Source organism: Moorena sp. SIO1F2 (genome assembly GCF_010672755.1).
Taxonomy (GTDB): Bacteria; Cyanobacteriota; Cyanobacteriia; order Cyanobacteriales; family Coleofasciculaceae; genus Moorena.
In genome coordinates, this window is sequence record NZ_JAAHFV010000023.1 from 12,926 (window position 1) to 38,754 (window position 25,829).

Here is a 25,829-nt window from a genome sequence, read left to right on the forward strand (position 1 = left end):
ATCTTGAACCCAGTCGTTTCAGATAAGTTGAGGGGTTTGACCCCCTAATTAATATAGTTTTGTTTTTTGGGTTCGATTGATTGGGTCAAGAAGGGGATGCGATCGCTTCTTAAAGTGATGATGAAAACCAATAGTTAGTGTCATACCGAGTAGCGTTCAGGGCTGGGATCACGTAAATTGCTAGGGTTTGCCAAATTATCCATTACCCATTAAATAGGTAGGCATGATTCAACCGACTAATGGAACCGACTGATGTCAAGTTTTGTAAAACATCTAGAAATTCAATCTATTCCCTTGAGCCAGCATGTTTAGATAGATTTATTTACATATATTTACATAGCTGCCAGCTTGATTTGGGCTTACCTATTTACCTCTTACCGGTAATCGCAATACATTCGGTATCCAAAACGACAATCTTATCTGTCTCGAAAACAGAACAGGAATCGATAACGTTAACAATTGCCGGAACAATGGCTTGTTTGAGTCGAGCTTGAGCTTCTGCTGCTACTGGTTGATACTGCATAATCCAGCGATTTTTAGTTATATATTGTGGATTAAATGCTGTTTTATCTAACAACCAAAAATCAATGTTGTACTGCCTAATAAATTGTTTGGATTCAGCTAAGTTTGGACTGTACTGGGCTTGAATTAAATCAATCGCTCTGTTGCGAAATTGGTTATAATAGTTAGTATGATAGGGAATACCGTATTCTCTACTGACTAAGACTGACCGTCCAGAAAACGTTGGCAAGAAATCGGCTTCCTTTGATAGTGAGGCAATCAAGATATCCTTTGGTTGTTTAGCAAAGAATTCATAGAGGCCATGTTTCCTCCCAACCTCATAGTTAGTTTTGGGGAAATTATGGAAACCAAGAGGAGACAAGATTAGAGCTATTCCTACGAGTGTAACGATCGCTCGTCCCAACACTGGTTTCCCTGGAATTGGAGGAAAGGCTAGCCTCTGGCAAGCTTGAATAATAGCATCGAGTAATAGAGTTATAGCGATCGCAGCAGCTAAGACTAGCACAATTCGCAGACTATGCTTACTGTAACGGCTGGGTAGATGCAGTCGGAACAGGACAGCATGAGCCATAATGAACATGCCAAGGGATACCAGGGCCAGTTGAGTCAGGAGTACCGTTTCCCCTTTGACTTTCTTCACTAACGGTAGCCATGAGGGAAATCTTAGCAGGATAGGCAATAGTAAACCAGCACAGACAGCTATGGGTAAACGCTTTCTTCGGGGAAATATACCACTGCGAGCATCTTCCAACCAGAAATGCCATGGGTTGTGATCGAAAAAGGCAACTCGCCCTCCTGGTTGGAATTCTGGCATGGTTTTGGCTTGCTGTGCGCTGATAATTGGACCATAGTCAGAAGTGGTCAAAGCATAGGGCAACAGGACAATGAATGCCATACCTAACCCAGCTGCACAAAACCAATAGTCATTCTTCTGGGAGGATAGTCTGATTTTACCCTCTCGCCAACGCAACAGTTTCAGCACCAGAACCCCACAACACAGGAAAACGCACTGAGGATAAAATAAACCCTGGAGGGTGATCACTACGAGACAGGGGATCAATGAGCGCCGTGATAGGTAGTACAAAAATGCTAACAGCAGGGGATAAATAAAAGCCCTAGGGGTTGCTGATACTAAATCATCGAGCATCCATAGGGTTTGATTTAGAAGCAAAGACGCGATAAATCCTGCAGCTGGGATCGGCAGCATTTGTAGACAAAGCCCGAAACAGTAACTAGTGGTAATCAACCCTAGTACCATCGGTAGTAGTTTATTCAATAAGAGGGGATTAATCCCAACAAATGCTATCAGCCGATAGAGGGTAGTATAGCCAGCAGGTGCTACAGATTGGAAGTAATTGGCAATCAGATCATCGGGAAATAAGCTGGGATCAAAAAACCGTTGCATCCAAAATACATGCTGTCTGGCATCATCTTGTACAATGTATTGATTACTAAATGCTTCATCCAGGGCGATCAGGCTGTAAAGCATAGCAAATGCTAGGCTCAAGCTAAACCAAAATATTACTTGGTTTTTAGGGGCATTCGAGGCTGGGGGATTCATACTTTTTTGTGTTTGGGTAGAGACACTTAAAATGGGATAATGGAGTGACGGTTATCGGTAAGTTTATAGATTAAGTATTATTGTTAACAGTGAAATATTATCGTTAACAGTAATCAGGAAACGGTCAATAAAAAGCGTTCAAGTACAATATCTAAATTAAACGAAGACGAATCAATTACCTTTCTACTTTCCTGTATACTTTTCGGTGTACTTTTTTGTGTGATGGAAACCAAACGATTACAGCTAGGGAAATTACCTCAACCTCCCTTGCGACTATTATGCATTACCCTACTGCTCTTAGGTATAGTCTTTCGCTTAGCCAATCTCGACAGCAAAGTCTACTGGGGGGATGAAACTTTCAGCTCCTCTAGAATTGCTGGCTATTCAGCGGAAGAAATTATCGGGGATATCTACACTGGTGAAGTGATTAGCGCTACAGAATTACAAAAATACCAGACCCCTAATTCTGACCGTAGCCTCGCCAATACCTTACGAATTATAGGGGAAGAAGCGCCACAACACCCGCCAGTTTACTATATATTAGCCCGATTCTGGGAACAATGGCTTGGTAGTTCCCTAGCACTCAAGCGCACTTTACCTGCTCTAATTAGCTTGCTGGGATTACCCTGCCTGTACTGGTTGTGCTTAGAACTATTTGGAGCATCATTGACCCCATGGCTTGCCGTGTCGCTATTCGCTGTTTCACCGATCCATATTTTGTATGCCCAGGAAGTTCGGGAATATAGTCTGTGGACTGTGAGTATCTTGCTATCGAGTGCTTCCCTGTTACGAGCGATGCGAGTCAACAGTAGGGTGAGTTGGTGCATTTATGCACTTTCTGTAGCGCTATCCTTCTACTCTCATTTATTTTCAGCACCCATTATCCTAGGTCACGGCATTTATGTCCTGATCATCGCAGGTTGGCAAGGGCGTCAACGGGTAATTGCTTACATCTCAGCGGTCACAGCAGCACTGTTGATATTTTCACCTTGGTTAGCTGTTTTCTTGGAAAACGAACCTAGAGCTAGCAAGGAATGGGGATGGGTCATTAAAGAATTACCACCCCTGGATCTGGGTCGATATTGGCTGAAGAATCTACTCTACGGCTTTTTTGATGTACCCCTAGGCAAGGAGTACCCGTTTGACCTAACCTTTAGCTACACCCAGCCGAGAACTTACCTAGTCCTACCAATTGTGGGGCTAGTGATTTATGGGCTATATTTTCTCTGTCGCTATACTCCAAAACAGGTTTGGCTATTTGTTTTGCTCCTGATGGGATTTACTAGTCTACCCCTAGTGCTACCAGATGTGATTTCAGGAGGCATGCGCTCAACGATTGCTCGATATCAACTCCCAAGTTACATCGGGATTCAACTAACTATTTCCTATTTACTCTCCACCAAACTAACTAAGTTTTCGATTGGTATTTGGCAAAAACGTTTATGGCGATTGACTACAGTTATATTAGTCTCTTGTGGTGTGCTATCTGGTGTGCTGATTGTCCAAGCTGAAACCTGGTGGACGAAGTACAGCGACTACTATAATGCAGACGTTGCTAATATTATTAATCAGTCTCCTGCTCCCCTTGTACTGAGCGATAGTACTCACAATCGAATTCTATCCCTGAGCCATAAGCTTGACCCAAAGGTTCAATTACAACTCATCAAAAAAATTAAAAATGTTTCAGAAATACCTGAAGATAAATTACCAAAAATATCAGGTAACTTTAGTGATGTTTTTGTATTGGAAAATATTCCATCACCATCATGGCTACGCCCAAGTATTGAAAATCATAGTAACTATAAATTTAACCTGATATACGAAGGAAATATTGGCTTTAAAAAACGAAAAGTTCTGTTGTGGAAAAAAAATGATTAGATGGATTAGTCATTAGTCATGAGTGATTGGTCATTGGTGAAGTGGGTTTGACCTTTTGACTTTTGGTTTCACTGCACTAGCTTCCAGAGATGCTTGCGTTTATGAGCTGGTTTAACGTCATAGGGTGACTCCTCTTCAAATTTTTGTCGAAGTTTTGGAGAAGGTCTATATAAGAAGACGTCACTGAAACTGGAAAAAACTTTAGGAGAATCCTTAGTTTTGATTAACTGTAAGGTCACGTTGGGCTCAAGTAAATAACTGAGAGACACTAATCGCATGATATCACTACTAATCACCAAGGGACGATTGGCTTCATTAATAATATGAGCTTCCTCAGGCGTGTAATAGTTACTGTATTTATGCCACCAAGTTTCTGCTTGAGAACTAATGGCACAAGAGAGCACACCTGCTGAAATAACTGTAATAGCAACTAATCGCCATAGTTGTTGTTGTTTTATTGTCTGACCATTAAGGGGATTAATTTTTTTAGCAAGGAGGTAAGCAACAGCAAGTTGTATACCCAAGTAAGAAGGAATGAAATAGCGCGCCATGCTGGAACGCTGTCCTCCTAAAATTAAATCCTGAGCAATAGGAAACATCCCAACAACGGCGATCATGGTCAAGATAAATAACCAAACCCGCTGCTGACTATGACGAAATATAAAATAAATAGAATAGCCGACGATAATTAAAATAAGGATATCGAAATAAATGAGGAAATGGTCGTAGCTAAACTTTAGGTCTCGACCTGACCGCACATCAAATAAGGGATTGTTATAGCCAATCTGGATATCGAAAAACACAGAACTCAGATTGATAAGCCAGCGGGTGATCAGTTTACCGAGTGGAGTCTCTTTATCCGCCCAATCCCCCAATTCAATACCGTTTTCAATTACCAATCTGAGCCAAGGTAAAAAGGCAATAATGCCGAAAAGCGAAGCTAATCCATACCTAACGACTTGTTTACTAAAACGAAATTTTTCTATACAAATAACATAGATACCATGTCCAATAAAAACTAATCCAGAAAGCAAATAGCTGTAGAGATTTAGAGAAACTGTTATGGCATAGATTACCCAACTGATCAGTGTGCTAAGACGCATCGCCCTCAGCAAGGCTATGCTGGAAAGCAATGTGGTCAATGTCCACAAGCTATATTGTCTAGCTTCCTGGGCATACAACACATGGAATGGAGAGACACACAGCAATGCGATCGCAATCCATCCCGTTAGGGGAGACTCGAACAACTCCAAACAAAGCCAATAAATGCACGGCAAAGTCAAAAGACTAATCAAGGCTGGTAAACTTCTCATCACCGTAACGGAATAACCGAACAATTTTGCCCAAAAGTGAGCCATCACAAAATATAACGGTGAATGTTGTGGTTCATGTAACGCTAACCCTTGGATCGTGTCACCTACATCTTTGTTATCATTAGGACGCTGATACTGCTGTAAATCTTTAACATTAATTTGACGACCATCAATGTCTTGGATAATTTCTGCTTTGGTATAGCCAGAAATTCGCAAGGATGTATAGGCTTCATCAATCCAATAGACTTTTTTGTCAATATTGACTAATCGAAAAACTATCCCCAGGAGTAAGATAATAAGAATTAAATACTTAGACAATTGAGCAGATGTAGGTCGATTAAATTTTATATGATTTCCCATGAATTATCGGGGTAGGGGTTATTAATTGGTGGCCTTTGAGCAGAGGTTAAGGATTGGATAAGCGTTGGGAAAATTAAGTTAGCCGTTTCAGGCAACACCAAATGGTAAAGCTTACCCCTCAGCAGCAGTATGGCAAGACTAAATTCATGGCCAGCACTTTCAAACCGTAGCCGAATCGTGATTTAAGACTGAAACTCGGAATTTAGGGAAGGGACCAGTGAAGGCAATACCAAAGGCGGGATATGACGACTGGTAGTTCTGCCTTAGTTAGAAAGATTATCAGCCAACGACACCGGCTTAGCCATCGTATTGATTAGTCCCTTACATATCTTTACATAAATTCGTTCCGTTCAATCAACTCTACCAACTTACCTGTATTATGGAAGAGAAAATCCATAAAGGTAACCCTGGGGAAGCATGGGAGGATTTATTGGATGAATGACATGGATCAACGAAAGCTTTTATCACTGTTATGTCATGGCTCAATATTTTTTAGCTCTTTGGTGGTCTCTATTGCCATCCCGATAGTTATTTTTTTGGTCACCGAAGACTCAGTGGTCAAAGAAAATGCCAAAGAAGCTCTGAATTTTCACATTTGCCTTTATATATATGGGGTGATTTGTTTGATACTGACTGTGGTGATTATTGGGATTCCGCTGCTAATTATATTAGGGCTTGTTAGTCTAATTATGTCCATAATTGCCTTAGTCAAGGTGCTGGAAAATCCTAATCAGCCCTATCGCTACCCGTATATTTTTCGGGTGCTTTGACATGCCATGGCATAATTGATACAACGTTTGGGAGATGACAGTATTGATAAGTTAGGGTAATTTATCGTCAAAGATTTTACTGACTATCTCGAATCATGAAGCGATCGCTTGTCCCTATTTCCCTATTCATATCATTACTAGGGTTTACTCCATCTCCTGGTATAGCAGCTCCCCCTAGAACTCCAGACCAAACCGAAACCTGTGAAATCTTAGTGATTGGAGGTGGACTGGCTGGTGCGGCGGCTGCCTACGAAGGCTTATTGGCAGGGGAAACGGTGTGCTTGACTGAGATTACCGACTGGGTAGGGGGACAAATTTCTGCCCAAGGAACCTCTGCTCTCGATGAACGACCAACTCAGCGATCGCGTTTATTCTATCCTAAGGGCTATCTAGAATTACGCGATCGCATTAAACGCTACTACCGTCAACTCAATCCTGGGGACTGCTGGGTAAGTGAATCCTGTTTTCTACCCCGTGATGCTCACCAAATCCTGTTTAATATATTACGAAAGGCGGCCAAACGGGGAAAAGGGACATTAAAATGGTTTCCCTCTACTGTAGTTAAGGAACTAGAGATTAGCGCCGATGGCAAAACCATTGACAGTGTGATTGCTATTCAACACAAAGGTACTGCTGATGCTCCTGCCCTGAACACCTTTCCCCTATCTCAAACTATTGAAGATTGGTATAGCTACGAGAATTCCTCCCGGTTTGAGAAAAGCATTTTGCGCATTGTTCCCCAACAGACCCAAGACAATAGTTCTAATTGGTATATTATCGACGCAACAGAAACTGGTGAAATTATTGCCCTAGCTGACGTTCCCTACCAGTTGGGGATTGACTCCCGCTCCTACCTAAACCCTTCCGCATCTAGTGCTACTGACGACCCCTATTGCACCCAAGGCTTTACCTACACCTTTGCCATGGAGCAAACCAAGGAGGCTCAAACCCAAGAAATGCCCTCCTTTTACCCGCAATACCAACCTTACTACAGCTATGAATTACAGCGCCTAGCCGACTTTGAAGGAGTATTCACCTATCGGCGAATTTGGAGTTCTAAGCGGGGTAAACGGATCCGATGGGGAGTTACTGCTCCCACTCCGGGAGACATTTCTATGCAAAACTGGACATGGGGTAATGATTATCGTCCTGGCACTTCAGAAGATAATCTAGTTTACACCCGTCGCCAATTACGAACTACTGGTCAACTGGCTCCCGGTGGCTGGATGGGAGGCTTGCGTACGGAAAGTCTACGGAAAGGAGAAGAAAACGCTCTCGGTTATTACTATTGGCTAGTGGCAGGGACTACCGACTCCCAGCTTGGGGATGGGGTAAAAGAGCCTCATCCCAATCACCGCTATCTAAGCGGGTTAGATTCTCCGATGGGGACAATGCATGGGTTGTCTAAGTATCCCTATATCAGGGAAGGGAGGCGGATTATTGGACGCCCTTCCTTTGGCTATCCTCAAGGCTTTACTATATCAGAAGTGGATATTTCCCGCCGTGACTACCAGGATGACTATTATCGGCAGACCCTTTCACCAGATGAATATCGCCGCTTGTGGGCAGTACTGGCTGGATTAGAAGCACCCTCTGTGATTCAAGGTAAAATCCAGCCAGATCAAGTCAGTCAACGCAGTCGCTCTACTATCTATCCTGATTCTGTGGGTATTGGTCACTATGCCATCGACTTTCATCCCTGTATGACCCTAAGTCCAGCAGAAACCCCAGGAAACACCGAGCGTAAAGGGGAACGGCGGGGAGCAGGTCAAGCCTATCCGTTCCAAATTCCCCTGCGAGCAATAATTCCCCAGAAAATTGACAACCTCTTAGTAGCAGGTAAAAGTATTGCTACCAGTCACATTGCCGCTGCTGCTTATCGAGTCCATTCCTTTGAATGGTCATCCGGTGCTGCTGCTGGTACAACTGCTGCTTTTTCCTTAGAAACTGGGATAGCACCTTACCAGCTTATACAAAAACCTCTGCTACAACAAACCCAACTCCAAGCTCTACGCCAGCAGTTGGAAAAAAACGGTAATCCCACCGCTTTCCCAGACACGTCCATCTTTAATCAGAATTGGGACGATTGGCGTTAAAGTCACACACTTAACTAATAGTAAAGCTTAGTAAAGCTCTGTAGTAGGCTACGTCTTTACATACATTTATAATGGCTCTTCCATAGATATTATGCGAAATAAGCGCCCAAATCTATTATCCCCTTACTGGGCAAGCCTTTGACTTGATAAACAGATTTTTAACTGTCAAAGTAATGCCCAGTAAAACTTTCAGCATAAGTGAAATCAAAATTAGCATCAACTTGTAAGGAAGAGCCTTTATTATCTGTTTTTAAATAATCATAATTCCTGCTTGTTCAATAACTTATCACTCTTATGAACTAGAAAAAATAATGCTCAAGATAGTTAGTTAGTTAGTAATTGGTAATTGGTAATTAGATTACTATTCCCTATTCCCAGAAGGTATTCTTAGCCAATATTCAATTAAATTCAGGTTTAGATATTGATCATAATCAGGATTTGGAACTCTTATAGCATGCTGATTCAGCTGATATGTGGTAGTCATAAAATCAGCAAATTAGTTAGTAATTAAGGTTTGTTGACAATTAACGCAGATGCAGCAAATGCTAACACTTAGAAGCGCGATAGTAGTTTTGATAGCCCGTTGATTAATCCGACTTAATATTATTTCCCAACCAACTTAACCATTCCAATCCCACCAAAATACAGACCAAGTACAGCACCCCCCAGTAAACTTTGAGTGAGAGGATCTGTCGAAGGAGTCAGCACCGCTCCCAAGATAGCTGCTCCTAGGACAACTGTGCGCCAACCAGAAAGCATTTGCTTGGAAGAAACAATTCCCAAAAACCCCAGTAACATTTGAATAACTGGGATTTGAAATGCCAAGCCTGTACTAAACATCAACAATAAGACAAATTCAAAATACTTATCAATTGACCACAACTGCTCTACTACATCTGCTCCGTAACTGATAAAGAAATTCAGAGCGGCAGGAATTAGAGCAATGTAGGCAAATACCAAGCCTAGGAAAAACAGAACTGTTGATCCTAAAACCACAGGTCCGATGAAGCGTCGCTCCCGACGAGTTAACCCTGGTAAAACAAATAGAAGGATTTGGTAAAGAATAAAAGGACTAGCAACCAATAAGCCACTATAGCCAGCCACTTTCAAGGACACAAAAAAGTATTCCCCTGGAGCCAGTTGCAGAAACTTGACCCCCCTAGCTGGAATTTCCAGCAACTGAACAATCGGCTTAACTGCCACAAAGCAGCCAGCCATGGACAAGAATACAGCAATCAGCGAGTAAAAAATCCGCTTTCGCAACTCCTCTAAATGGTCGAACAGAGACATCTCGACATCATTAGGTACCTCGTCGAGATAGGTCTCAGGGTCTTTGAGAGTATCCAAACTTTCCTGGGGAGCAGTATCTAACTCAGAAGGCGTCATGGATTTTGATTGGCTTAGGGAACGTTCTCTATTGTATCTTCTTGTATCTTCCCAGGATTGTGTGGGGAGATTTCAAACAGGACGATAGACGCGATAGTTAATCTTGGGAAAGATATTGTCAATTTTCTCGACTTTCTCCAGCCAGCCTGCATCAATCTTGCCCAGCTTGATATCATCGTAAAGCTTATTAAAGCGCATCAAATGCGATCGCGTTCGTCTAACTGCATAAGGTACCATTGTCTCGGTGCGCATAATAAATGCCCAGTCTGACGATTGCGCTAGTAGTAACTCTCGCGCTGCTTGATTTAATGCCTTCCATTCCAACTCATCTGTAGCTTCCAACCTTGACAGCTCAATCATCCGTTCTGTAGCTTTGTGCAGATGAGGGTAAATCCAGGTATTGGTTTCATTCAGCCAGTATTCATGAAAGCCCTGATACCCCCAGCTAGATTGAGAAGGTTTACAGACTTGTTGGATCGGATGATTCCGCAAATAATCTGCCAAATGAGTCATTTCATAGGTGTTCTGGTCATACCAGGACTTACGGAGCAAGACATCCAGAAACCAAGGTCCCTCGTACCACCAGTGACCAAATAACTCTGCGTCATAGGGAGATACCACAATCGGAGAACGCTGTATCATTGCTGCTAGATGTTTAACCTGCTGCTGGCGATTAAACATGAAATTTCCAGCATGTTCCGCAGCTTTGTCTTTTGCCCAATACGGATCATACAGTTGCTTTTCCCCTAATCCTATACCACGGTCTGTAATTTTGTGATATTTTATACCCGTATTCTTCCGCTGTCCATGGGGCATAATATATGCTTTAATGTAATCATAATCTGCTTCCCAGCCTAAATCCTTGTAGAATTCCCGATATACTGGATCTCCTGGATACCCGACTTCCGAAGACCACACCTGCTGGGATGACTCATGGTCACGACCAAAGGCAGCAACTCCTGTCTCAGTATAAATGGGGGCATAGGTACCAAACCGTGGTCGGGGACGAGCGTACAGAATACCATGACTATCCATCAGAAAATAGCGCAAACCAGCATCTGCTAGCATCTCCTCAATCCCTTCGTAGTAAGCGCATTCCGGTAACCAGATGCCCTTGGGCGGACAGCCAAAGTTTTGCTCATAATGTTCACAAGCCACCCGAATTTGAGCCCAAACTGCTTGGGGATACATTTTCATCAAAGGAAAATAGCCATGGGTAGCACCGCAGGTGATAATTTCCAGGTTATTACTGTCTAAAAATTGTTTAAATGCCTTGACTAAATCCCTTTCATAGTGTATCCAGGTTTGGCGAATAGCGCTGAACTCTTGAACATAATGTTGGGCTAGGTAACGGATATGACCATTATGCTGATTATGCTCAACCTCCTTCTTGGCTAGTTCTTGGAGCAGTGACAGATGGCGCTCATAACGTTCTTGTAGTAGTGGATCCCGTAGCATCGACACCAAAGGTGGTGTCATACTAATGGTTATTTTGAAGTCAATCCCATCCCGCTTTAATCCCTCAAAAACATGTAGTAGGGGAATATAGGTTTCAGTAATGGCTTCAAATAGCCACTCTTCTTCTAGAACATAATCACTTTCTGGATGCCTAACAAACGGTAAATGGGCGTGAAGGACAAGAGCAAGGTAGCCAATAGCCATGATCAAGTAGCAGCCGTGGGTAGATTATTAAAGGAGAATTGACGCAATCCGCGATAATGTTACATTATTTTAAGATTTTAGTCTCAAATAGACTGGGAAAGTGCCAGAAAAGGGCTGGTTAGTAACGAGACTATAAAATAATAAAATAGACATTAAATTGTAAGGAAGCACACATCACCAACAAAAAATAACAAATCTTAGTCTTATTCCAGCCTTATTGGTTAAGAGTGCTAACACCAAATTGCATGCAGGCAGCTACAGAAACATACACTAACTCCCCAACCTTTCTACAACTGCTGCTGTTTGTCGATGAACGTCCCGGTTCCCGTAAACAGCTCCAGTCTATCCACCATTATCTGGAAACTCTCAAGACAGAGTATCCCTTTGAACTAAAGGTTGTGGATGTTGGGGAACAACCCTATCTAGCTGAACACTTTAAGCTAGTAGCAACCCCAGCACTGATTAAGATTAATCCGAAACCCAAACAAACCCTTGCAGGTAGTAATCTAGTTGCCCAGCTGAAGAACTGGTGGCCCCGCTGGCAACGCTCTCTAGAAGAAAACCAAACCCAACTTACCCAAGGATTCCCTTTACAACCAACTGTTAGCTCATCTAACTCCTCGGCTGAGACATCACCAGAGACAGCTGGTTCCCTGGCTTGTGCCTTGGAACTGATTCGACTGTCCGACGAAGTATTTCGCCTCAAGAAAGATAGAGAAGAATTGCTTGAGCAGCTGCAATTTAAAGACCAAGTCATATCCATGTTAGCTCACGACTTGCGCAGTCCTTTGACAGCAGCATCCATTGCCTTGGAAACCCTACAGCTAGAGCAACCAGTAGCCCAGAATGGCAGAAAATCTGGGCTGACGCCACAGCTAAAGGCACGGCTGTTTGAGCAAGCTCGTAATCAATTGCGCACTATCAACCGGATGGTGGTGGATCTGCTGCAAGCTAGGAAGGGAAGTAATGCTGAATTCAACATCCGACCTCATAAGCTGAATTTTGGCAGACTTTGCCAAGACGTTCTAGTTCAGATGCATGAACAGTTTCAGCTCAAAGCTCAGGTTCTGCAAACCGACATCCCACAAGACTTGCCTCCTGTCTACGGCGATGAAGAATTGGTGCGTCAGGTGCTAATTAACCTGCTGGATAATGCGATTAAGTATACTCCCAAAGGGGGGAAAATTGCTGTGTCTAGCATCCACCGTACTACCCAGAAAGTTCAAGTTAGCGTTTGCGACAATGGTCCTGGTATACCACAAGAAAATCGCGATCGCATTTTTGAAAACCACTTCCGCCTTAAGCGAGACGAAGCTATAGAAGGCTATGGGTTGGGCTTAGCCCTATGTCAAAAGATTATCCGTGCCCACTATGGTCGCATTTGGGTTGATTCACCTATCAAGGGTGGCAGCTGTTTTCACTTCACCTTACCGATTTATCGATAGGAAATGGGGTTTAAGGTTTAAGGTTTAAGGTTTAAGGTTTAAGGTTGTTTTCTTGAACTGATCAGGTAATCGCTGTTCAGTCTTGAGAGCGCAAAGCCGCAATAATCTGAGTATTGGCTTTGGGGAAGGGAAACTGATCTACTTCATCTAAGGTTACCCAGCGAATCTCATCACATTCAATAGGTTGCGGAACACCACTGAGATGGCGACAGTGGTGTACACTTAGCACAACACGAAAGTGGCTGTAGGCGTGATTAATTGTGATCAGGTGTTCACCAACCTCAATCTCAATGCCCAATTCTTCCTGAATTTCCCGTTTAATACATTCCGGAACAGTTTCACCAAGCTCAATTTTGCCACCAGGAAACTCCCAAAGACCACCCAATAAGCCTTTTGCAGGTCGGCGGTCGATTAGAATTTGTCCCTGGTCGTTCCAAATCACAGCGACACCGATATTTTTTGTGGGTAGGGGAGAAGATGGTTCACGCATAGGTATTTCAGATTGAATACCATGATTGTAAGCCTGACAGTAAGTTTTCCAGGGACAATCAGGGCAATTGGGAGTTTTCCGAGTACAGATAGTTGCTCCCAAATCCATTATTCCGTAGGTTTTACTCTCGAGGATGTTGATGATCCAGTAAGGCTTCTGATAGCTTCCATAATTGTTGAGTGGCTTTGGCAGGTGGTATCGACAATGCTACCAATCGTGCTATTACTCGTTTAACATTACCATCGAGAATAGGCACTGGCTGATTGAAGGCAGCGCTGAGAATACCACCTGCTGTTGTTCTACCAATCCCTGATAATGCTAAGACCTGGCTCAGCTCTTGGGGAAAAACGCCACCATGACACTGCATAATTGTTTTAGCGCAGGCGTGCAAGTTGCGAGCACGGGAGTAATATCCCAGACCCTCCCAAGCTTTGAGGACTTGCTGTAAATCAGCAGATGCCAGATGTTCGAGGGTGGGAAATTGCTCCATCCAGCGGTGATAGTAGGGAATGACCGTTTTGACCTGGGTCTGCTCTAGCAGAATTTCAGACACCCAGATGCTATAGGGTTCCCAACTTCGTCGCCAAGGTAAATCTCGACCAGCTCTGGTATACCAGTCCAAGAGTGATCTTCTTTGTTCCGATACTTTTTAGCTACCAAAGTCTATCAAGATAAACTTTAGCCCGCCAATGCAAGCTGATTCGAACGCCAGGGGGTATCTCCCAAAGCACAAAGAAATATTCCTCGTGCGCCATTAAATTTCTAGAACCAGATCCAATGTCACTACAAAACCCTTGGTTTTCGGGAAATATTAATTAAGACAAGGTCGTGGCACTAATATAATAGTTAAAGTATAGCAAATTACTTGAGGCAATGGCCAACCTTTGTGATACTTTTGCCTACTGTCCACTAACCTCAATAATAGAAACCGACAGACTCAGGTGATGATCTGCCGATATTCGATTGGGCATTTTCTATCAAAAATCTATAGATTCAGCCCTATGGGGCCAAGGTTTGACTAATCTTCCTCCACAGATTGAGATTCAGCTATTTGCAAAGACTTGTCAAAAACCATACGTTGTTCAGCGTTCCTAAGGAAATAGCCGCTAACCATGGCTGAAGCCAAAAGGCGACCTAGATTCTCACGGCTAGTACTGATAGTTACCCCAAAGTCTTGGGAAGGCAAGTTTCCCAACATTCCCATAATATTGTTTTCCATCACCTGATAGACTTCCGAAGACGTTGGTCTAGACAGCTGGGTAATGGTTTCTGGACTCATCGATTGAACATACTGCCAGAGTAAATTATTGTCAGAATCTTTATCAAAGAACTCAGGAACATGATTGGGATTGGATGCGTTATTCACCGTTTTACCTCCTAGCGATGGCTAATTCCGGTTTTTCTACTAGAGTCGGCAGCCAATGATGATGTTTATCTGTTTAGCTCTACTGCTTCGTATTTCTAATTACTTTAACAGGCAAGTGACCATGGCAAAGTAGGTGGAACCGAACCATCTAGGATCTGATTTTCTCACCTATTGGTCATTAGTCATTGGTGATTGTGGCTAATGACTAATGACTAAACCAACTCAGAACAAATTAACTAGCTGGGATATATTCCCGCATATCCCCTTGACGCTTACGAAGTTTAGCGATCGCTTCTCGTTCGATTTGTCGCACTCGTTCACGGCTGATGTTGAGGTGTTGACCAATTTTGGCTAATGTCATTGGTTCGTCCTCTGCCAAGCCATAACGGAGTCTCAACACCTGCCTCTGCTGCGGTGTCAAATCATCCATGAATTTCTCTAAGTCTAGCTGCATTAACGATTGAGTCACAAAGTCTTCTGGTCCAGGACCGGTGTCTTCGAGCAACTCAACTAATTCTGTATCTTTGTTATCCCCCACTCGCAACTCCAAAGAGAGGGGTTGACGTGCTTGCTCGAAGTACTCGCGCAATTGTGATGGTGTTAGGTTCAACTCAATTGCCAATTCTGAGATAGTAGCTGTTCGTCCCAGCTTTTGGGAAAGTTGGCGCTGGGCTTTTTTGATTTTGTTTAACTTCTCGGTAATATGGATAGGAAGGCGAATCGTGCGCCCTTTTTCTGCGATCGCACGAGTAATTGCCTGCCTTATCCACCAGTAGGCGTAGGTAGAAAAACGATAGCCTTTGGTAGGGTCAAATTTTTCTACACCCCGCTGCAAGCCGATGGTTCCCTCTTGAATCAAGTCCAGCAACTCGAGATTACGCTTAATGTATTTCTTTGCCACTGCCACCACCAATCGCAAATTGGCTTCCACCATCTTGCGTTTAGCGGATTCACCAACAGCTATGCTAGACTTTAACTGAGAATCCGTTAGGCAAGATGCTGTTGCCCACTCAGAAAACGTAGGTTCACGACCCAGCTGTTGGACAAGGGACTCTTTGACTTCCTTTAAGGTTGTTAACTGTTTAACCTTTTTCCCGTAAGAAATTTCCTGCTCATGGGTCAGTAATGGTACACGACCGATTTCCTTTAAATAGGTACGAACTAAATCTGTAGAGTCCTGAGCGGTTTTCATTGAATTCGATGGCGTTATCAGTGAGATTTAAATTAAGAAAATTAAAGCAGACCATGCTGGTTTTCCAAACCAGATGATAAGCTTTGTGGGATTCCAGTTAAATTATTTTAATAAATTTTACATAACTTAACTAAATTCCCGAAGAAGGTGTAAGGTAAGATGACCCAAACAGTTTGGATTGCCAGACACGGAAACCGCCTTGACTTTGTTAACCCCGAATGGTTCAACAAGGCAGAGCGACCCTATGATCCACCGCTTTCAGTAGATGGGGAACTGCAAGCAGCGCAACTGGGTCAACGCCTTGTAGGAAAAGGAATTAGGCATATATTCGCCTCACCGTTTTTACGAACTGTCCAAACGGCTAACCAAGTCGCAGAAATTCTGGATTTACCTATTAAGCTAGAGTTGGGTTTAAGTGAATGGCTCAATCCTGAGTGGATGGCAACTGAACCAGAAAGACTGCCTAATGAAGTATTGCACAAGCAGTTTCAGCGAATTGACACCAGTTATACTTCCTGTGTAATCCCTGAATATCCAGAAACAAGTGTTGCTTTACTCAAACGAACAGGTGAAACGGCACAACGTATCACCGCTCAATTTTCAGAAGATTTACTACTGGTTGGTCACGGACCATCAGTAGTTGGAACCACTCAGGGACTAGTGGGTGCCACACAAAACATTAAAGCATCCTTGTGCTGTTTAGTTAAACTAGTGCGCCAAGAAAAACAGTGGGTGATGGAACTGAATGGAGATACCTCTCACCTGAGTCAGACAGAAGATGTCCTCCGGTTTAATTGAAGGGTATAAGCTTCCATAACATACAAAGTTGTTTTTGTCAATAGTCTACAGCCATAGTCTCCTTTGACTCATCATCTCACACTTCCCTTCGCCCAAGGGGCGACAGTGGCGCGAACGGGTAAGACCTAGGGCTAATCTGGCTGAGGGACGCGCTTTGACCCATAACCAATCACCAAAGACCAATGATACACTAACTGTTCGTGAATTTACAGGTGTCAAAATAGACAAACTAGCTAAGACACCGTAGTTTCCACGAGGGCTAGAAATTAAGACTGTGCAACAATTTAGGCATCTAGTGGTGGTATAACATCTTACCATCACCTAAGGTTGGGCGGCGAGTGTTGCCCCTATGTTCTTGGTATGGGCATGAATCGACGCCTTGCAATGGTCAGTGGTCAATGGTCAGTTCCATGCATGTAATTAGCAATTAGCCCATAGCTAAAAGCTAGTAGCTGCAAAACAACTGACACAAATAAACAAGCATGGACAACTGACCTCAAATCCCCCGAATTGATTGGTGGGGATGGGCTGAAAATTATGGTACAGCGTAGAATTGATGGCGGTTGCCTCTATGTCCAGTCTAGGCTAGACAGTTCGGCTCTTAGCTAATTTTATTGGTTATGTTACCTGAGCATACACCCATGGAATCGAGCACTGGACATCAAAGAGTGGACTATCACCTCTTGAAAGTCCAAGCGGAAATGATTAACCAGATTGCCCAGGTTACAAGGGGGACGTTAGTCCTCAATGAATTGCTACCCACCATAGCTAATCAATTACATCAAATCTTGCAAGTGAGTGGCTGTTTAATGTTTCCCACTCACGACCCTCCAGCTATGGCAACTCATCAAGTTAGCTTTCCCATTACCCAATCAGTGGAGAGTACAGGCGAGCCATGTCTGATCGAGGTATTTCGCCACCTCTTTCAGAGTTATCACTCCTGGCTAGCTCAGGGCAAACCGTTGATTATTCCTGAATCGGAGGGAAAACTCCCACCAGAACTGAAGGAATTAACCTATCCATGTGACCTCCGTGCCATCATGATGGTGCCACTGCTGCATGGGCAGTCTTGTCTAGGTAGTATGACCTTGTATCAGTGCGTACACGAACGAGAATGGACAGTCCAAGAAATTGCCTTTATCCGAGGGATCGCCGATCATTTTGCCATTGCCCTAACCCACCAAGAACTTGAGCAACTCTATCAAAAACAAAGCCAAGAACTTAAACAAAAAGAGTCTGCACTAAAAGTAAGCGAGGCTAGAAACCGAGCCCTCTTAGAAGCGATACCAGATGTAATCTTTCGTGTCAATCGGGATGGCTTTTACTTGGATTGGAAAGCGGCCATTGAAAACCCTGTGCTGTTTCTCACCAATAACTGTATTGGGAAACATTTACATAACTGTTTACCCACTGAGGTAGCAGGATTAATTTGGGAGCATGTGGAAATAGCCCTAGAAAGTGATGAGATGCAAGTTATTGAGTCCCCAGTCAGACAAGATGGTAAACTCCGCTACTTTGAGGCTCGTATTGTTAAAAGTGGGTTAGATGAAGTTGCTGTTATTGTCCAGGATATCACTGAGCGTATTGAAGCACGACTCACCCTAGCACAAGTCAATGATGCTTTGGAAGTCAGAGTTCAACAACGTACCGCTGCTCTGAGGAAAGCGAACCAAGCACTCAAGGGGGAGATTATTGAGCGCCAGAAGGCAGAAGAGCAGTTGCGGCAGAGTGAAGAGCGGTTTCGTAATGTCGTAGAAATTAGTAGCAATTGGATGTGGGAGATGGATGAAAATGCTGTCTATACCTACGCTAGTCCCAAAATCTGGGACTTACTCGGTTATGAACCATCAGAAGTAGTTGGCAAAACTCCCTTTGACTTAATGTTAAAGGAAGAGGCAAAACGTGTGATGGAAATTTTAGCTTCCTTTACCGTTTTAAAACAGCCCTTTAGCAACTTGGAAAATACCAGAATTAATAAAAATCGTCAGTTAGTGGTTCTGGAAACCAGTGGTGTACCAATTTTTGATCGTCTTGGCAAGTTTTGTGGTTATCGAGGAGTTGATAGAGATATCACTAAACGGAAACAAACGGAAGTATAAATCATAAATGCACTGGCTAAATAGAAACAACTTGGGGAGCTAAAATCCAGGTTTATAACCATGAAACTTTACGAATTTTGTACCCCTATAATAACGATTTATTCATCAGCGAATTTACTGGGACATTACGGAACAAAATGATCAAAATCTAAAAAAAAACATCACCTACATCGCATTAAAAACATGGTTCAATATATAACCATAATTTTGAATGATATCTTGCTGATTTGCAAGGTATAAGCCGGTAAAATAGAGTTACAGCTAAAGCCGATAGACTTGGAAAGTTTTTGCACCGATTTAATTTATAAAATCCAGCTTAATGAACGAAATGAGCACACAATAAAATTTACTTATAGCTTAGAAAAGTTTTAAAAAAAATTAGGTAGTAATCATGGAAAAAATAATGCGGCTAGTTCGTTATCATCCGCCCGACCGTATATGGATGAAAAATTGCTTAGGCAAATTTTGGAGAATTTGCTGAGTAATGCACTGAAGTATTCTCCCAAAGGTAGCATAGCACAGTACAGTTGAGCTTAAACTCACTTGCTCTGCCAATCAGGCTATCTTTAAAATCAGCGATCAAGGTATTGGTATTCCTGAAGAAGACCAAGGACTACTCTTTGAGACCTTCCATCGAGGTACGAATGTGGGGACAATTACCGGCACTGGCTTAGGACTGGCAATTGTCAAAAAGTGTCTCGATATCTACCAAGGTCAAATTGATCTAGAAAGTGAGGTCACTGTCGGTACAACATTTACTGTAACCCTGCCAATATATTACTTGCTATCAAATTAATGATGAGAAAAATATTAGTGATTGAAGATGAAGAATTTGTCCGGGAAAACATTATAGAACTCCTCGACGCCGAAGGATTTGATGTCATTGGAGCAGAAAATGGTCGTGTTGGTGTTAATTTAGCTAAAGGAACTATCCCAGATTTAATTATCTGTGATGTCATGATGCCGGAAATGGACGGTTACAGTGTCTTAACATCCCTGCGTCAAGACTCAATGATGGCAACAGTTCCTTTTATTTTTTTGACAGCAAAGGCTGCTAAAAATGATTTTCGTCAGGGTATGGAACTAGGGGCAGACGACTATATTACCAAACCCTTTACCAGAGCAGAACTCCTCGGGTCAATTTCCAGTAGACTCAAAAAAAAAGCTGCTGTTCATAAGCATTACAATACTGAACTTCAGGAAGCTAAAAATAAACTCAATTACTTAATCCGCCATGACAGCTTGACAAACCTACCTAATCGGCTGTCGTTGCGAGAACGGTTTAAGCAAGTAAAACAACACATCGACGATAATCACAAACTGCTTACCTTTCTGTGTTTGGGTTTAGATCGGTTTAATCAAGTTAACAATAATCTCGGTCATTTTTGGGGTGATTACTTACTCAAATTTGTGGCTCAACGCCTAACTTATTGTGTGGATAATCAGGGTACAGTTGCTCGTTTAAATGGCGATCAATTTGCCGTTATTATAGCCACAGCTCAACACAAACAAGATGTCATCAATGTTGTCCAAAGCATTCTTGAGAGCCTCTCTCAAACCATCGTTCTGGATGATCAAGAAGTTTTTATCACCGCCAGTATTGGTATTACCATTTATCCCCGTGATGGTGAAGACGTTGAACAATTACTCAATCATGCCAACCAGGCGATGCTTCAGGCAAAGCGTCACGGTGGTGATCAATATCAGTTTTACACCAGTTCCTTGAATGTCAATTCTTCAAATTATCTTACCTTGCAGAGTAGCTTACGCTATGCTTTGGAACGGGAAGAATTCCAGGTTTACTATCAACCCCAAATCAGTCTCGAGACAGGAAAAATTGTTGGTGCTGAAGCTCTATTACGTTGGCATCATCCAGAACTTGGTTTGATTCCCCCAGCAAAATTTATTCCAATCGCGGAAGAAACGGGTCTGATTATATCCATTGGAGAATGGGTATTACAGCAGGCTTGTCAGCAAGCTAAAGTCTGGCAAAATGATGGATTCACCTCTTTTCGTATAGCAGTAAATTTATCAGTTATTCAATTTAATAAACCAGATTTTTACCATAATTTGATCAAGATTTTGCAGTCAACTGAGTTAACCGCTCGAACTCTAGAACTAGAACTAACTGAAAGTATACTAGTAAAAAACACTGAAACTGCTATTCGTCAGTTATATGAATTAAAAAACCTAGGATTAGAAATTGCAATTGATGATTTTGGAACCGGATATTCTTCATTAAGCTATTTACAACAATTTCCCTTTGATGTCATCAAAATTGATCAGTGCTTTGTCCGTAAGATTGAGCATAAACCTAACCAGGCTGCTATTACTAAGGCCATTATACAAATGGCAAAAAGTTTAAATCTACAACTGATTGCTGAAGGAGTAGAAACTCAAGAAGAATTTGATTTTATTTATTATCATAAATGTGATCGAGTTCAGGGTCATTTGATTAGTAGGGCTTTACCAGCGCCAGAATTTAAACGTTTACTCAATAGCGGTATTGGGTTCCCACTACCTCAAGTCAATTAGATTAGTTTCACAAAGCGCAAAAAAATGGTAAGAACAAAAATTATGTTAATTGAAGATGAACCTTCAGTACGAGAAAATATACTGGAGTTACTGGAGGCTGAAGACTTTGAGGCGATTGCTGGTAGTAATGGTCGGATTGGTATCGAGTTAGCCCAGCATGCCTAACATATTTTCGGATTTGCGATGTTATGATGCCAGAATTTGATAGTTATGAGGTATTGCAGATCTTGCGCAAACATCCTGATACGGCAACCATTCCTTTTATGTTTCTCACAGCTAGAGATGAAAAAACTGATCAGCGCCAAGGAATGGAATTAGGAGCAGATGATTATCTAACCAAGCCATTTACTAGAGTAGAACTACTAGGAGCAATTACTACTAGATTGGAAAAGCAAGCTGCCCTTGAGTTGCAAAAAGATAAAAAACTGGATTATTTGCGCAGCAATATTACACTGTATTTGCCCTATGAAATGGATAAACCCCTAAATCTGATTCTGGATATTTCCAAACTAATTATGGATAAATGGGATAGTTTGGAACGATATCAAATTAAGACTATGGCAGAAGATATCCATCAGTAGGCTGAACGGTTATTAAGGTTAATTCAGAACTTTTTACTTTATGCAGAACTTGAAATAATCGCTACAGATTCCAATAAACTGGAAAATCTGCGAAAGACTACCAGTAAATTGCCTAATCCGGTTCTGGCTAATTTGATTCAGAATCTTGCTCAAAAGACAGGACGGGTTGAGGATTTGCAATTAGATTGGCAAGAGGCTACTATTCCTATGTCCCAAAATCGACTTAATAAACTGTTGGAAGAGTTAATTAATAATGCCTTTAAATTCTCACAAGAGGGAACACCTGTTTGGGTCAATAGCTATTCATAAAATAATACGTTTATCTTGTCAGTGCAGGACAAGGGACAAGGGATATCTAAAGCTGAAATGGCTGAATTGGAAGCTGACTTACAGTTTAAAGGTAACCTTTACGAACAACAAGGCTCAGAGTTGGGGCTGCTGATTGCTAAACGTCTAGCTGAGTTACACGGTGGTAAATTAACAATAGATAGTATACTAGGAGAACAAACTACAGTTCAAGTAATCCTACCCCTAATCTCCAAAGGGCTACTGCCTTGACCAAGAACCATTTAACATCTACCATTTCCCATGGACTTTCTTTCCTTAAGTTAGTAGCTATCCTAGAATAAATAATATTATATTATATTATGGAATGACTTGGGTAGGTTATATGCTTAAACCAAGAAGTGGAGGTATTTTGTTAGTTGGGTTGTAATCAACTTAACCGTTATGGCAGGACATAGTAAATGGGCAAATATTAAGCGTCAGAAAGCGAGGGTTGACGCAGTTAAAGGTAAGACCTTTGCTAAAATCTCTCGGGAGATTATAGTAGCTGCTCGCAATGGCATCCCGGATCCGGAGGGTAATTTTCAGCTGCGGCAAGCGGTGGAAAAGGCGAAGGCAGCAGGGATTCCCAATGAGAACATTGAAAGAGCGATCGCAAAAGGAGCCGGTACCCTAGGCAATGAGAGTGACAATCTCGAAGAAATTCGCTATGAGGGGTATGGTCCAGGAGGCGTTGCTATCTTGATCGAAGCTTTTACTGATAATCGGAATCGGACAGCAGCTGACCTGCGCTCAGCATTTACTAAGAATGGTGGCAATCTGGGTGAAACAGGCTGCGTTAGCTGGATTTTTGAGCAAAAAGGTATCGTTACGCTTACGGGTGATATCACAGAGGACCATTTGTTTGAAGCATCCCTTGAAGGGGGAGCTCAAACTTATGAGTTGAACGAGGATTCCGAAGGTGTAACGGCTGAGGTATTTACAGAAGTTAGCAACCTGGAAAACCTGAGTCAAATTTTGAAAAATCAGGGCTTTGAGGTCAGTGAGGCGCAGTTGCGCTGGATTCCTAGTAATACGGTGGAAGTGACTGACCCAGATCTGGCGCGGACGCTTTTAAAATTAATGGATGCTCTGGAAGAGTTGGAGGATGTACAAAATGTTACCGCCAATTTCGAGATGTCCGATCAGCTGATGTCCCTGAGCATGATCTAGCAGATAAAATATTATAAACCACTATAGGTAATTTTAAATGTTTCTATCTGCCAAGACAAAGCAAAAGCGAACAGATCACCAAAAGGTCTTAATGGCTAGATGCGCAGGCATCGCTCCCCCCCGATTGCTCAAGAGGAGAGTTTTAGCTAAGTCTGGTGCTTTGTCCCAGCATGGAAACAAGCCAAACCATCTCATCTTCAAGCAGTTCTTAAATAACCAGCCTCTCACACTCACCTTCAAGAATGGGCAAACGGCTTGTGCTATTCAAGTGGATCATTCTGTTGACTTGTCTGCTGCCCTGAACCAAATCGGTCTTCACGGCTCCCGTCCGGTTCTAGTGGTAGTTGGGGGGGCAAGTAAGATGAGTGATCAGAGTATGGCTCGTCTGCGCTTGTTGTTTGTCAATGTACTAGCTCCCATTGCTGAAACCCTCGGAGCATGTGTGGTGGATGGCGGTACCGATACTGGGGTGATGCAGATGATGGGGCAAGCTCGTGCTGAGATTGCTGGCACCTTTCCCTTAGTAGGTATTGCCCCAGTGGGCCAGATTGCGCTTCCTGATGCACCCCCCTCATCTTCTGGTCAAACATCACTGGAGCCAAATCATACTCATTTTGTGCTGATTCCTGGGTCTACCTGGGGTGATGAATCCCCCTGGTTGGCTCGTATAGCTACTACCCTGGCAGACGAAAAGCCATCAGTGACAGTAATGGCTAACGGTGGGGCAATTACCTTAGTAGATTTATTTGAAAACAAGAAAGCTGGACGACCATTGGTAGTTCTTGGGGGCAGTGGTCGGTTGGCAGATGAAATTACTATGGCAGTACGGTATCCAGAACAAGAAGCACGAGAATCTGTTACGGAACTATTACAACCAAATCACTTGCAACAAAATCAATTGACCTGTTTTGACCTCTCACAACCATTCAGTGAATTGACTAAAATCATCATGGAGGGACTGACTAGACAGTCAATGTAGACAGTAACAAGCACATAAGCTAAAACCCATTTAAAATGCTTTTTAGCAAGGCAAAAGGCAAAAGGCAAAAGGCAAAAGGGGACTGATATATATCTTTTTTATTTGATTTCGCGCGCTTATACAGTTTAAATGCACAACAGCTTAGACTGCCATGACGTCAGAAGTTGAGCCTACATACTCCCCTGGGCCAAACCCAACCCTCAAACGTGCTTGGGAACGTCAGCGTACCTACAGCAAAAATGCCACAGCGGCTCAGAAACGTTTCTTCCTGCTGCGGATAGGAATTCTGGTATTGAGTGTGTTGGCTACCTTGCTAGCTGTGGTCCACTCAGAGTTGGTAGACGTCCTTGGTGATTCACACCAGACGGTCAAAGTAATTCACTACATTCTTCTACTAGTGCCAATTGCTCTAAGTGTACTACTAGCAGGTGCAGTTAAGTTCGACAAAGGTGGCAATTGGATTCTGTTACGGGGTAGTGCCGAGGCAATTAAAAAGGAAATTTACTGTTACCGTGCGCAAGTTGGGGAATACAGTGATAACACGTCGCGGGATGCTAAGCTGGCACGCAAGGTCAAGGTGATTAGTCAAAGGCTAAAAGGAACCACAGTTCACCACACTAGTTTTAGCCCCTACGAGGGGGAAGTTTCCCGTAGAAAACGCTCATCCTTAAGCAAAGACAAGAAAAGCAAGGACAAGAAACATCAGGAAGCTCAACAGCATCATCAAGACGATAAGTTTTCTGACCTCACCCCCGAACACTACCTAGTCTGGCGAGTGGAAGACCAGTTTAAGTGGTACCGAAAGCGAACTAGGAAACTTGATATACAATTGCATGGCTACCAGTGGGGAGTATATATCTTGGGCGGTGTGGGTTCATTTCTGGTGGCGCTGGGTGAAGACATCTGGGTGGCGGTCAGTACAGCCTTTGCTGCAGCATTTTCGAGTTTCCTGGAATTGAAACGGGTTGAGACAACGCTGATTGCTTACAACCAAGCAGCTGATGATTTGTACGATATAAGCACTTGGTGGCATGGTCTCTCAGACGAGGAAAAATTGGAGAAATTTGAGTTATTGGTGATCAGTACAGAGAAAACCATCCAAAACGAAAATGTAGGCTGGGTGCAAGAGATGAATGATGCACTAGCAGAACTCTATGGTGAAACCCAGGAGTCTGAGGCTCAGGAAAAAAACACCTCTCCGTCTAAGAAAGTCGATACTAAATGAGATCATTTATAATATCATTTACGTGCTTGACAGACTGGCTTTCTTGTGGTGTAAATTCATCCGATGGGCAGAGC

23 protein-coding genes are annotated in these 25,829 nt (G+C 42.7%); 15 read left to right on the forward strand and 8 right to left on the reverse strand.

Annotation, left to right across the window (positions count from 1 at the left end; genetic code table 11):
• Positions 1–367: 367 nt before the first annotated feature.
• Entirely contained in the window at positions 368–2,011 is a 1,644-nt protein-coding gene (locus F6J94_RS05085) for a hypothetical protein (protein WP_367142165.1), read from the reverse strand.
• Positions 2,012–2,305: 294 nt separating this feature from the next.
• Between F6J94_RS05085 and F6J94_RS05090 the strand changes: the two genes are divergently transcribed.
• Positions 2,306–3,961 carry a glycosyltransferase family 39 protein gene (locus F6J94_RS05090; RefSeq protein ID WP_293037603.1) on the forward strand — a complete coding sequence of 552 codons (1,656 nt, stop codon included), beginning with the start codon at positions 2,306–2,308 and terminating at the stop codon, positions 3,959–3,961.
• 68 nt (positions 3,962–4,029) lie between these two features.
• On the opposite strand, the gene F6J94_RS05095 is transcribed toward F6J94_RS05090, so the two are convergent.
• Positions 4,030–5,634: a glycosyltransferase family 39 protein gene (locus F6J94_RS05095; protein WP_293037606.1), complete on the reverse strand. Its 1,605-nt coding sequence runs from the start codon at positions 5,632–5,634 to the stop codon at positions 4,030–4,032.
• A 434-nt stretch (positions 5,635–6,068) separates the two neighbouring features.
• Here F6J94_RS05095 and F6J94_RS05100 point away from each other — a divergent pair, with 434 nt between their 5' ends.
• Together F6J94_RS05100 and F6J94_RS05105 are read left to right on the forward strand one after the other, a co-directional pair.
• Positions 6,069–6,404, forward strand: coding sequence for a DUF4870 domain-containing protein (locus F6J94_RS05100; RefSeq protein WP_293037609.1), 336 nt, complete (start codon positions 6,069–6,071; stop codon positions 6,402–6,404).
• Between the two features lie 95 nt (positions 6,405–6,499).
• The gene (locus F6J94_RS05105; protein ID WP_293037612.1) at positions 6,500–8,500 is read left to right on the forward strand and encodes an FAD-dependent oxidoreductase; all 2,001 of its coding nucleotides are present in this window, start codon (positions 6,500–6,502) and stop codon (positions 8,498–8,500) included.
• Between the two features lie 603 nt (positions 8,501–9,103).
• Here F6J94_RS05105 and tatC read toward each other — a convergent pair.
• Together tatC and F6J94_RS05115 are read right to left on the reverse strand one after the other, a co-directional pair.
• On the reverse strand, positions 9,104–9,886 hold the full coding sequence (gene tatC, locus F6J94_RS05110) for a twin-arginine translocase subunit TatC (protein WP_070395249.1): 783 nt from the start codon (positions 9,884–9,886) through the stop codon (positions 9,104–9,106).
• Positions 9,887–9,958: 72 nt separating this feature from the next.
• Complete coding sequence (locus F6J94_RS05115; RefSeq protein ID WP_293037615.1) at positions 9,959–11,548, reverse strand: glycoside hydrolase family 57 protein; 1,590 nt, start codon at positions 11,546–11,548, stop codon at positions 9,959–9,961.
• A 245-nt stretch (positions 11,549–11,793) separates the two neighbouring features.
• Between F6J94_RS05115 and F6J94_RS05120 the strand changes: the two genes are divergently transcribed.
• Positions 11,794–12,993 (forward strand): histidine kinase, encoded by a 1,200-nt coding sequence (locus tag F6J94_RS05120; protein WP_293037618.1) that lies wholly within the window; start codon positions 11,794–11,796, stop codon positions 12,991–12,993.
• 76 nt (positions 12,994–13,069) lie between these two features.
• Here the strand turns inward: F6J94_RS05120 and mutT are convergent, their stop codons facing one another.
• The 4 genes from mutT to F6J94_RS05140 form a co-directional block, all read right to left on the reverse strand.
• A complete protein-coding gene (gene mutT, locus F6J94_RS05125) occupies positions 13,070–13,483 on the reverse strand; it encodes an 8-oxo-dGTP diphosphatase MutT (RefSeq protein WP_202970699.1) in 414 nt (137 codons plus the stop codon).
• Positions 13,484–13,604: 121 nt separating this feature from the next.
• The gene (locus F6J94_RS05130; protein WP_293029534.1) at positions 13,605–14,105 is read right to left on the reverse strand and encodes an A/G-specific adenine glycosylase; all 501 of its coding nucleotides are present in this window, start codon (positions 14,103–14,105) and stop codon (positions 13,605–13,607) included.
• Positions 14,106–14,501: 396 nt separating this feature from the next.
• Positions 14,502–14,849 (reverse strand): DUF760 domain-containing protein, encoded by a 348-nt coding sequence (locus F6J94_RS05135; protein ID WP_293029537.1) that lies wholly within the window; start codon positions 14,847–14,849, stop codon positions 14,502–14,504.
• Positions 14,850–15,081: 232 nt separating this feature from the next.
• A complete protein-coding gene (locus F6J94_RS05140; RefSeq protein WP_293029540.1) occupies positions 15,082–16,041 on the reverse strand; it encodes an RNA polymerase sigma factor, RpoD/SigA family in 960 nt (319 codons plus the stop codon).
• A gap of 159 nt (positions 16,042–16,200) precedes the next feature.
• Here F6J94_RS05140 and F6J94_RS05145 point away from each other — a divergent pair, with 159 nt between their 5' ends.
• The 11 genes from F6J94_RS05145 to F6J94_RS05195 all read left to right on the forward strand — a co-directional run bounded on the left by F6J94_RS05145 (position 16,201) and on the right by F6J94_RS05195 (position 25,755).
• Entirely contained in the window at positions 16,201–16,839 is a 639-nt protein-coding gene (locus F6J94_RS05145) for a histidine phosphatase family protein (RefSeq protein ID WP_293029543.1), read from the forward strand.
• Positions 16,840–17,480: 641 nt separating this feature from the next.
• Positions 17,481–18,938, forward strand: coding sequence for a PAS domain S-box protein (locus F6J94_RS05150; RefSeq protein ID WP_293037621.1), 1,458 nt, complete (start codon positions 17,481–17,483; stop codon positions 18,936–18,938).
• A 571-nt stretch (positions 18,939–19,509) separates the two neighbouring features.
• Complete coding sequence (locus F6J94_RS05155; protein ID WP_364302468.1) at positions 19,510–19,734, forward strand: sensor histidine kinase; 225 nt, start codon at positions 19,510–19,512, stop codon at positions 19,732–19,734.
• Positions 19,734–21,473: an EAL domain-containing protein gene (locus tag F6J94_RS05160; RefSeq protein WP_367142166.1), complete on the forward strand. Its 1,740-nt coding sequence runs from the start codon at positions 19,734–19,736 to the stop codon at positions 21,471–21,473. The genes F6J94_RS05155 and F6J94_RS05160 overlap by 1 nt, the downstream gene beginning before the upstream one ends.
• Before the next feature lie 24 nt (positions 21,474–21,497).
• Positions 21,498–21,638 (forward strand): hypothetical protein, encoded by a 141-nt coding sequence (locus F6J94_RS05165; RefSeq protein WP_293037624.1) that lies wholly within the window; start codon positions 21,498–21,500, stop codon positions 21,636–21,638.
• A 23-nt stretch (positions 21,639–21,661) separates the two neighbouring features.
• Positions 21,662–22,054 (forward strand): response regulator, encoded by a 393-nt coding sequence (locus tag F6J94_RS05170; protein ID WP_293037627.1) that lies wholly within the window; start codon positions 21,662–21,664, stop codon positions 22,052–22,054.
• A gap of 108 nt (positions 22,055–22,162) precedes the next feature.
• A complete protein-coding gene (locus F6J94_RS05175; protein ID WP_293037630.1) occupies positions 22,163–22,363 on the forward strand; it encodes an ATP-binding protein in 201 nt (66 codons plus the stop codon).
• A 21-nt stretch (positions 22,364–22,384) separates the two neighbouring features.
• Positions 22,385–22,612, forward strand: a complete 228-nt coding sequence (locus F6J94_RS05180) for an ATP-binding protein (RefSeq protein WP_293027949.1) — start codon at positions 22,385–22,387, stop codon at positions 22,610–22,612.
• Positions 22,613–22,783: 171 nt separating this feature from the next.
• Positions 22,784–23,551 carry a YebC/PmpR family DNA-binding transcriptional regulator gene (locus F6J94_RS05185; protein ID WP_293027962.1) on the forward strand — a complete coding sequence of 256 codons (768 nt, stop codon included), beginning with the start codon at positions 22,784–22,786 and terminating at the stop codon, positions 23,549–23,551.
• 91 nt (positions 23,552–23,642) lie between these two features.
• On the forward strand, positions 23,643–24,530 hold the full coding sequence (locus F6J94_RS05190) for a hypothetical protein (RefSeq protein ID WP_293037634.1): 888 nt from the start codon (positions 23,643–23,645) through the stop codon (positions 24,528–24,530).
• Between the two features lie 151 nt (positions 24,531–24,681).
• Complete coding sequence (locus F6J94_RS05195) at positions 24,682–25,755, forward strand: DUF4231 domain-containing protein (protein ID WP_293037639.1); 1,074 nt, start codon at positions 24,682–24,684, stop codon at positions 25,753–25,755.
• Positions 25,756–25,829: the final 74 nt, after the last annotated feature.

What these genes read in the sequence shown, in the direction of transcription:
- F6J94_RS05085 (WP_367142165.1), bottom strand. Translation starts at nt 2,011, where the DNA reads ATGCTTTACAGCCTGATCGCCCTGGATGAAGCATTTAGTAATCAATAC.
- F6J94_RS05090 (WP_293037603.1), top strand. Translation starts at nt 2,306, where the DNA reads ATGGAAACCAAACGATTACAGCTAGGGAAATTACCTCAACCTCCCTTG.
- F6J94_RS05095 (WP_293037606.1), bottom strand. Translation starts at nt 5,634, where the DNA reads ATGGGAAATCATATAAAATTTAATCGACCTACATCTGCTCAATTGTCT.
- F6J94_RS05100 (WP_293037609.1), top strand. Translation starts at nt 6,069, where the DNA reads ATGAATGACATGGATCAACGAAAGCTTTTATCACTGTTATGTCATGGC.
- F6J94_RS05105 (WP_293037612.1), top strand. Translation starts at nt 6,500, where the DNA reads ATGAAGCGATCGCTTGTCCCTATTTCCCTATTCATATCATTACTAGGG.
- tatC (WP_070395249.1), bottom strand. Translation starts at nt 9,886, where the DNA reads ATGACGCCTTCTGAGTTAGATACTGCTCCCCAGGAAAGTTTGGATACT.
- F6J94_RS05115 (WP_293037615.1), bottom strand. Translation starts at nt 11,548, where the DNA reads ATGGCTATTGGCTACCTTGCTCTTGTCCTTCACGCCCATTTACCGTTT.
- F6J94_RS05120 (WP_293037618.1), top strand. Translation starts at nt 11,794, where the DNA reads ATGCAGGCAGCTACAGAAACATACACTAACTCCCCAACCTTTCTACAA.
- mutT (WP_202970699.1), bottom strand. Translation starts at nt 13,483, where the DNA reads ATGCGTGAACCATCTTCTCCCCTACCCACAAAAAATATCGGTGTCGCT.
- F6J94_RS05140 (WP_293029540.1), bottom strand. Translation starts at nt 16,041, where the DNA reads ATGAAAACCGCTCAGGACTCTACAGATTTAGTTCGTACCTATTTAAAG.
- F6J94_RS05145 (WP_293029543.1), top strand. Translation starts at nt 16,201, where the DNA reads ATGACCCAAACAGTTTGGATTGCCAGACACGGAAACCGCCTTGACTTT.
- F6J94_RS05150 (WP_293037621.1), top strand. Translation starts at nt 17,481, where the DNA reads ATGGAATCGAGCACTGGACATCAAAGAGTGGACTATCACCTCTTGAAA.
- F6J94_RS05160 (WP_367142166.1), top strand. Translation starts at nt 19,734, where the DNA reads ATGATGAGAAAAATATTAGTGATTGAAGATGAAGAATTTGTCCGGGAA.
- F6J94_RS05165 (WP_293037624.1), top strand. Translation starts at nt 21,498, where the DNA reads ATGGTAAGAACAAAAATTATGTTAATTGAAGATGAACCTTCAGTACGA.
- F6J94_RS05170 (WP_293037627.1), top strand. Translation starts at nt 21,662, where the DNA reads ATGATGCCAGAATTTGATAGTTATGAGGTATTGCAGATCTTGCGCAAA.
- F6J94_RS05185 (WP_293027962.1), top strand. Translation starts at nt 22,784, where the DNA reads ATGGCAGGACATAGTAAATGGGCAAATATTAAGCGTCAGAAAGCGAGG.
- F6J94_RS05190 (WP_293037634.1), top strand. Translation starts at nt 23,643, where the DNA reads ATGGCTAGATGCGCAGGCATCGCTCCCCCCCGATTGCTCAAGAGGAGA.
- F6J94_RS05195 (WP_293037639.1), top strand. Translation starts at nt 24,682, where the DNA reads ATGACGTCAGAAGTTGAGCCTACATACTCCCCTGGGCCAAACCCAACC.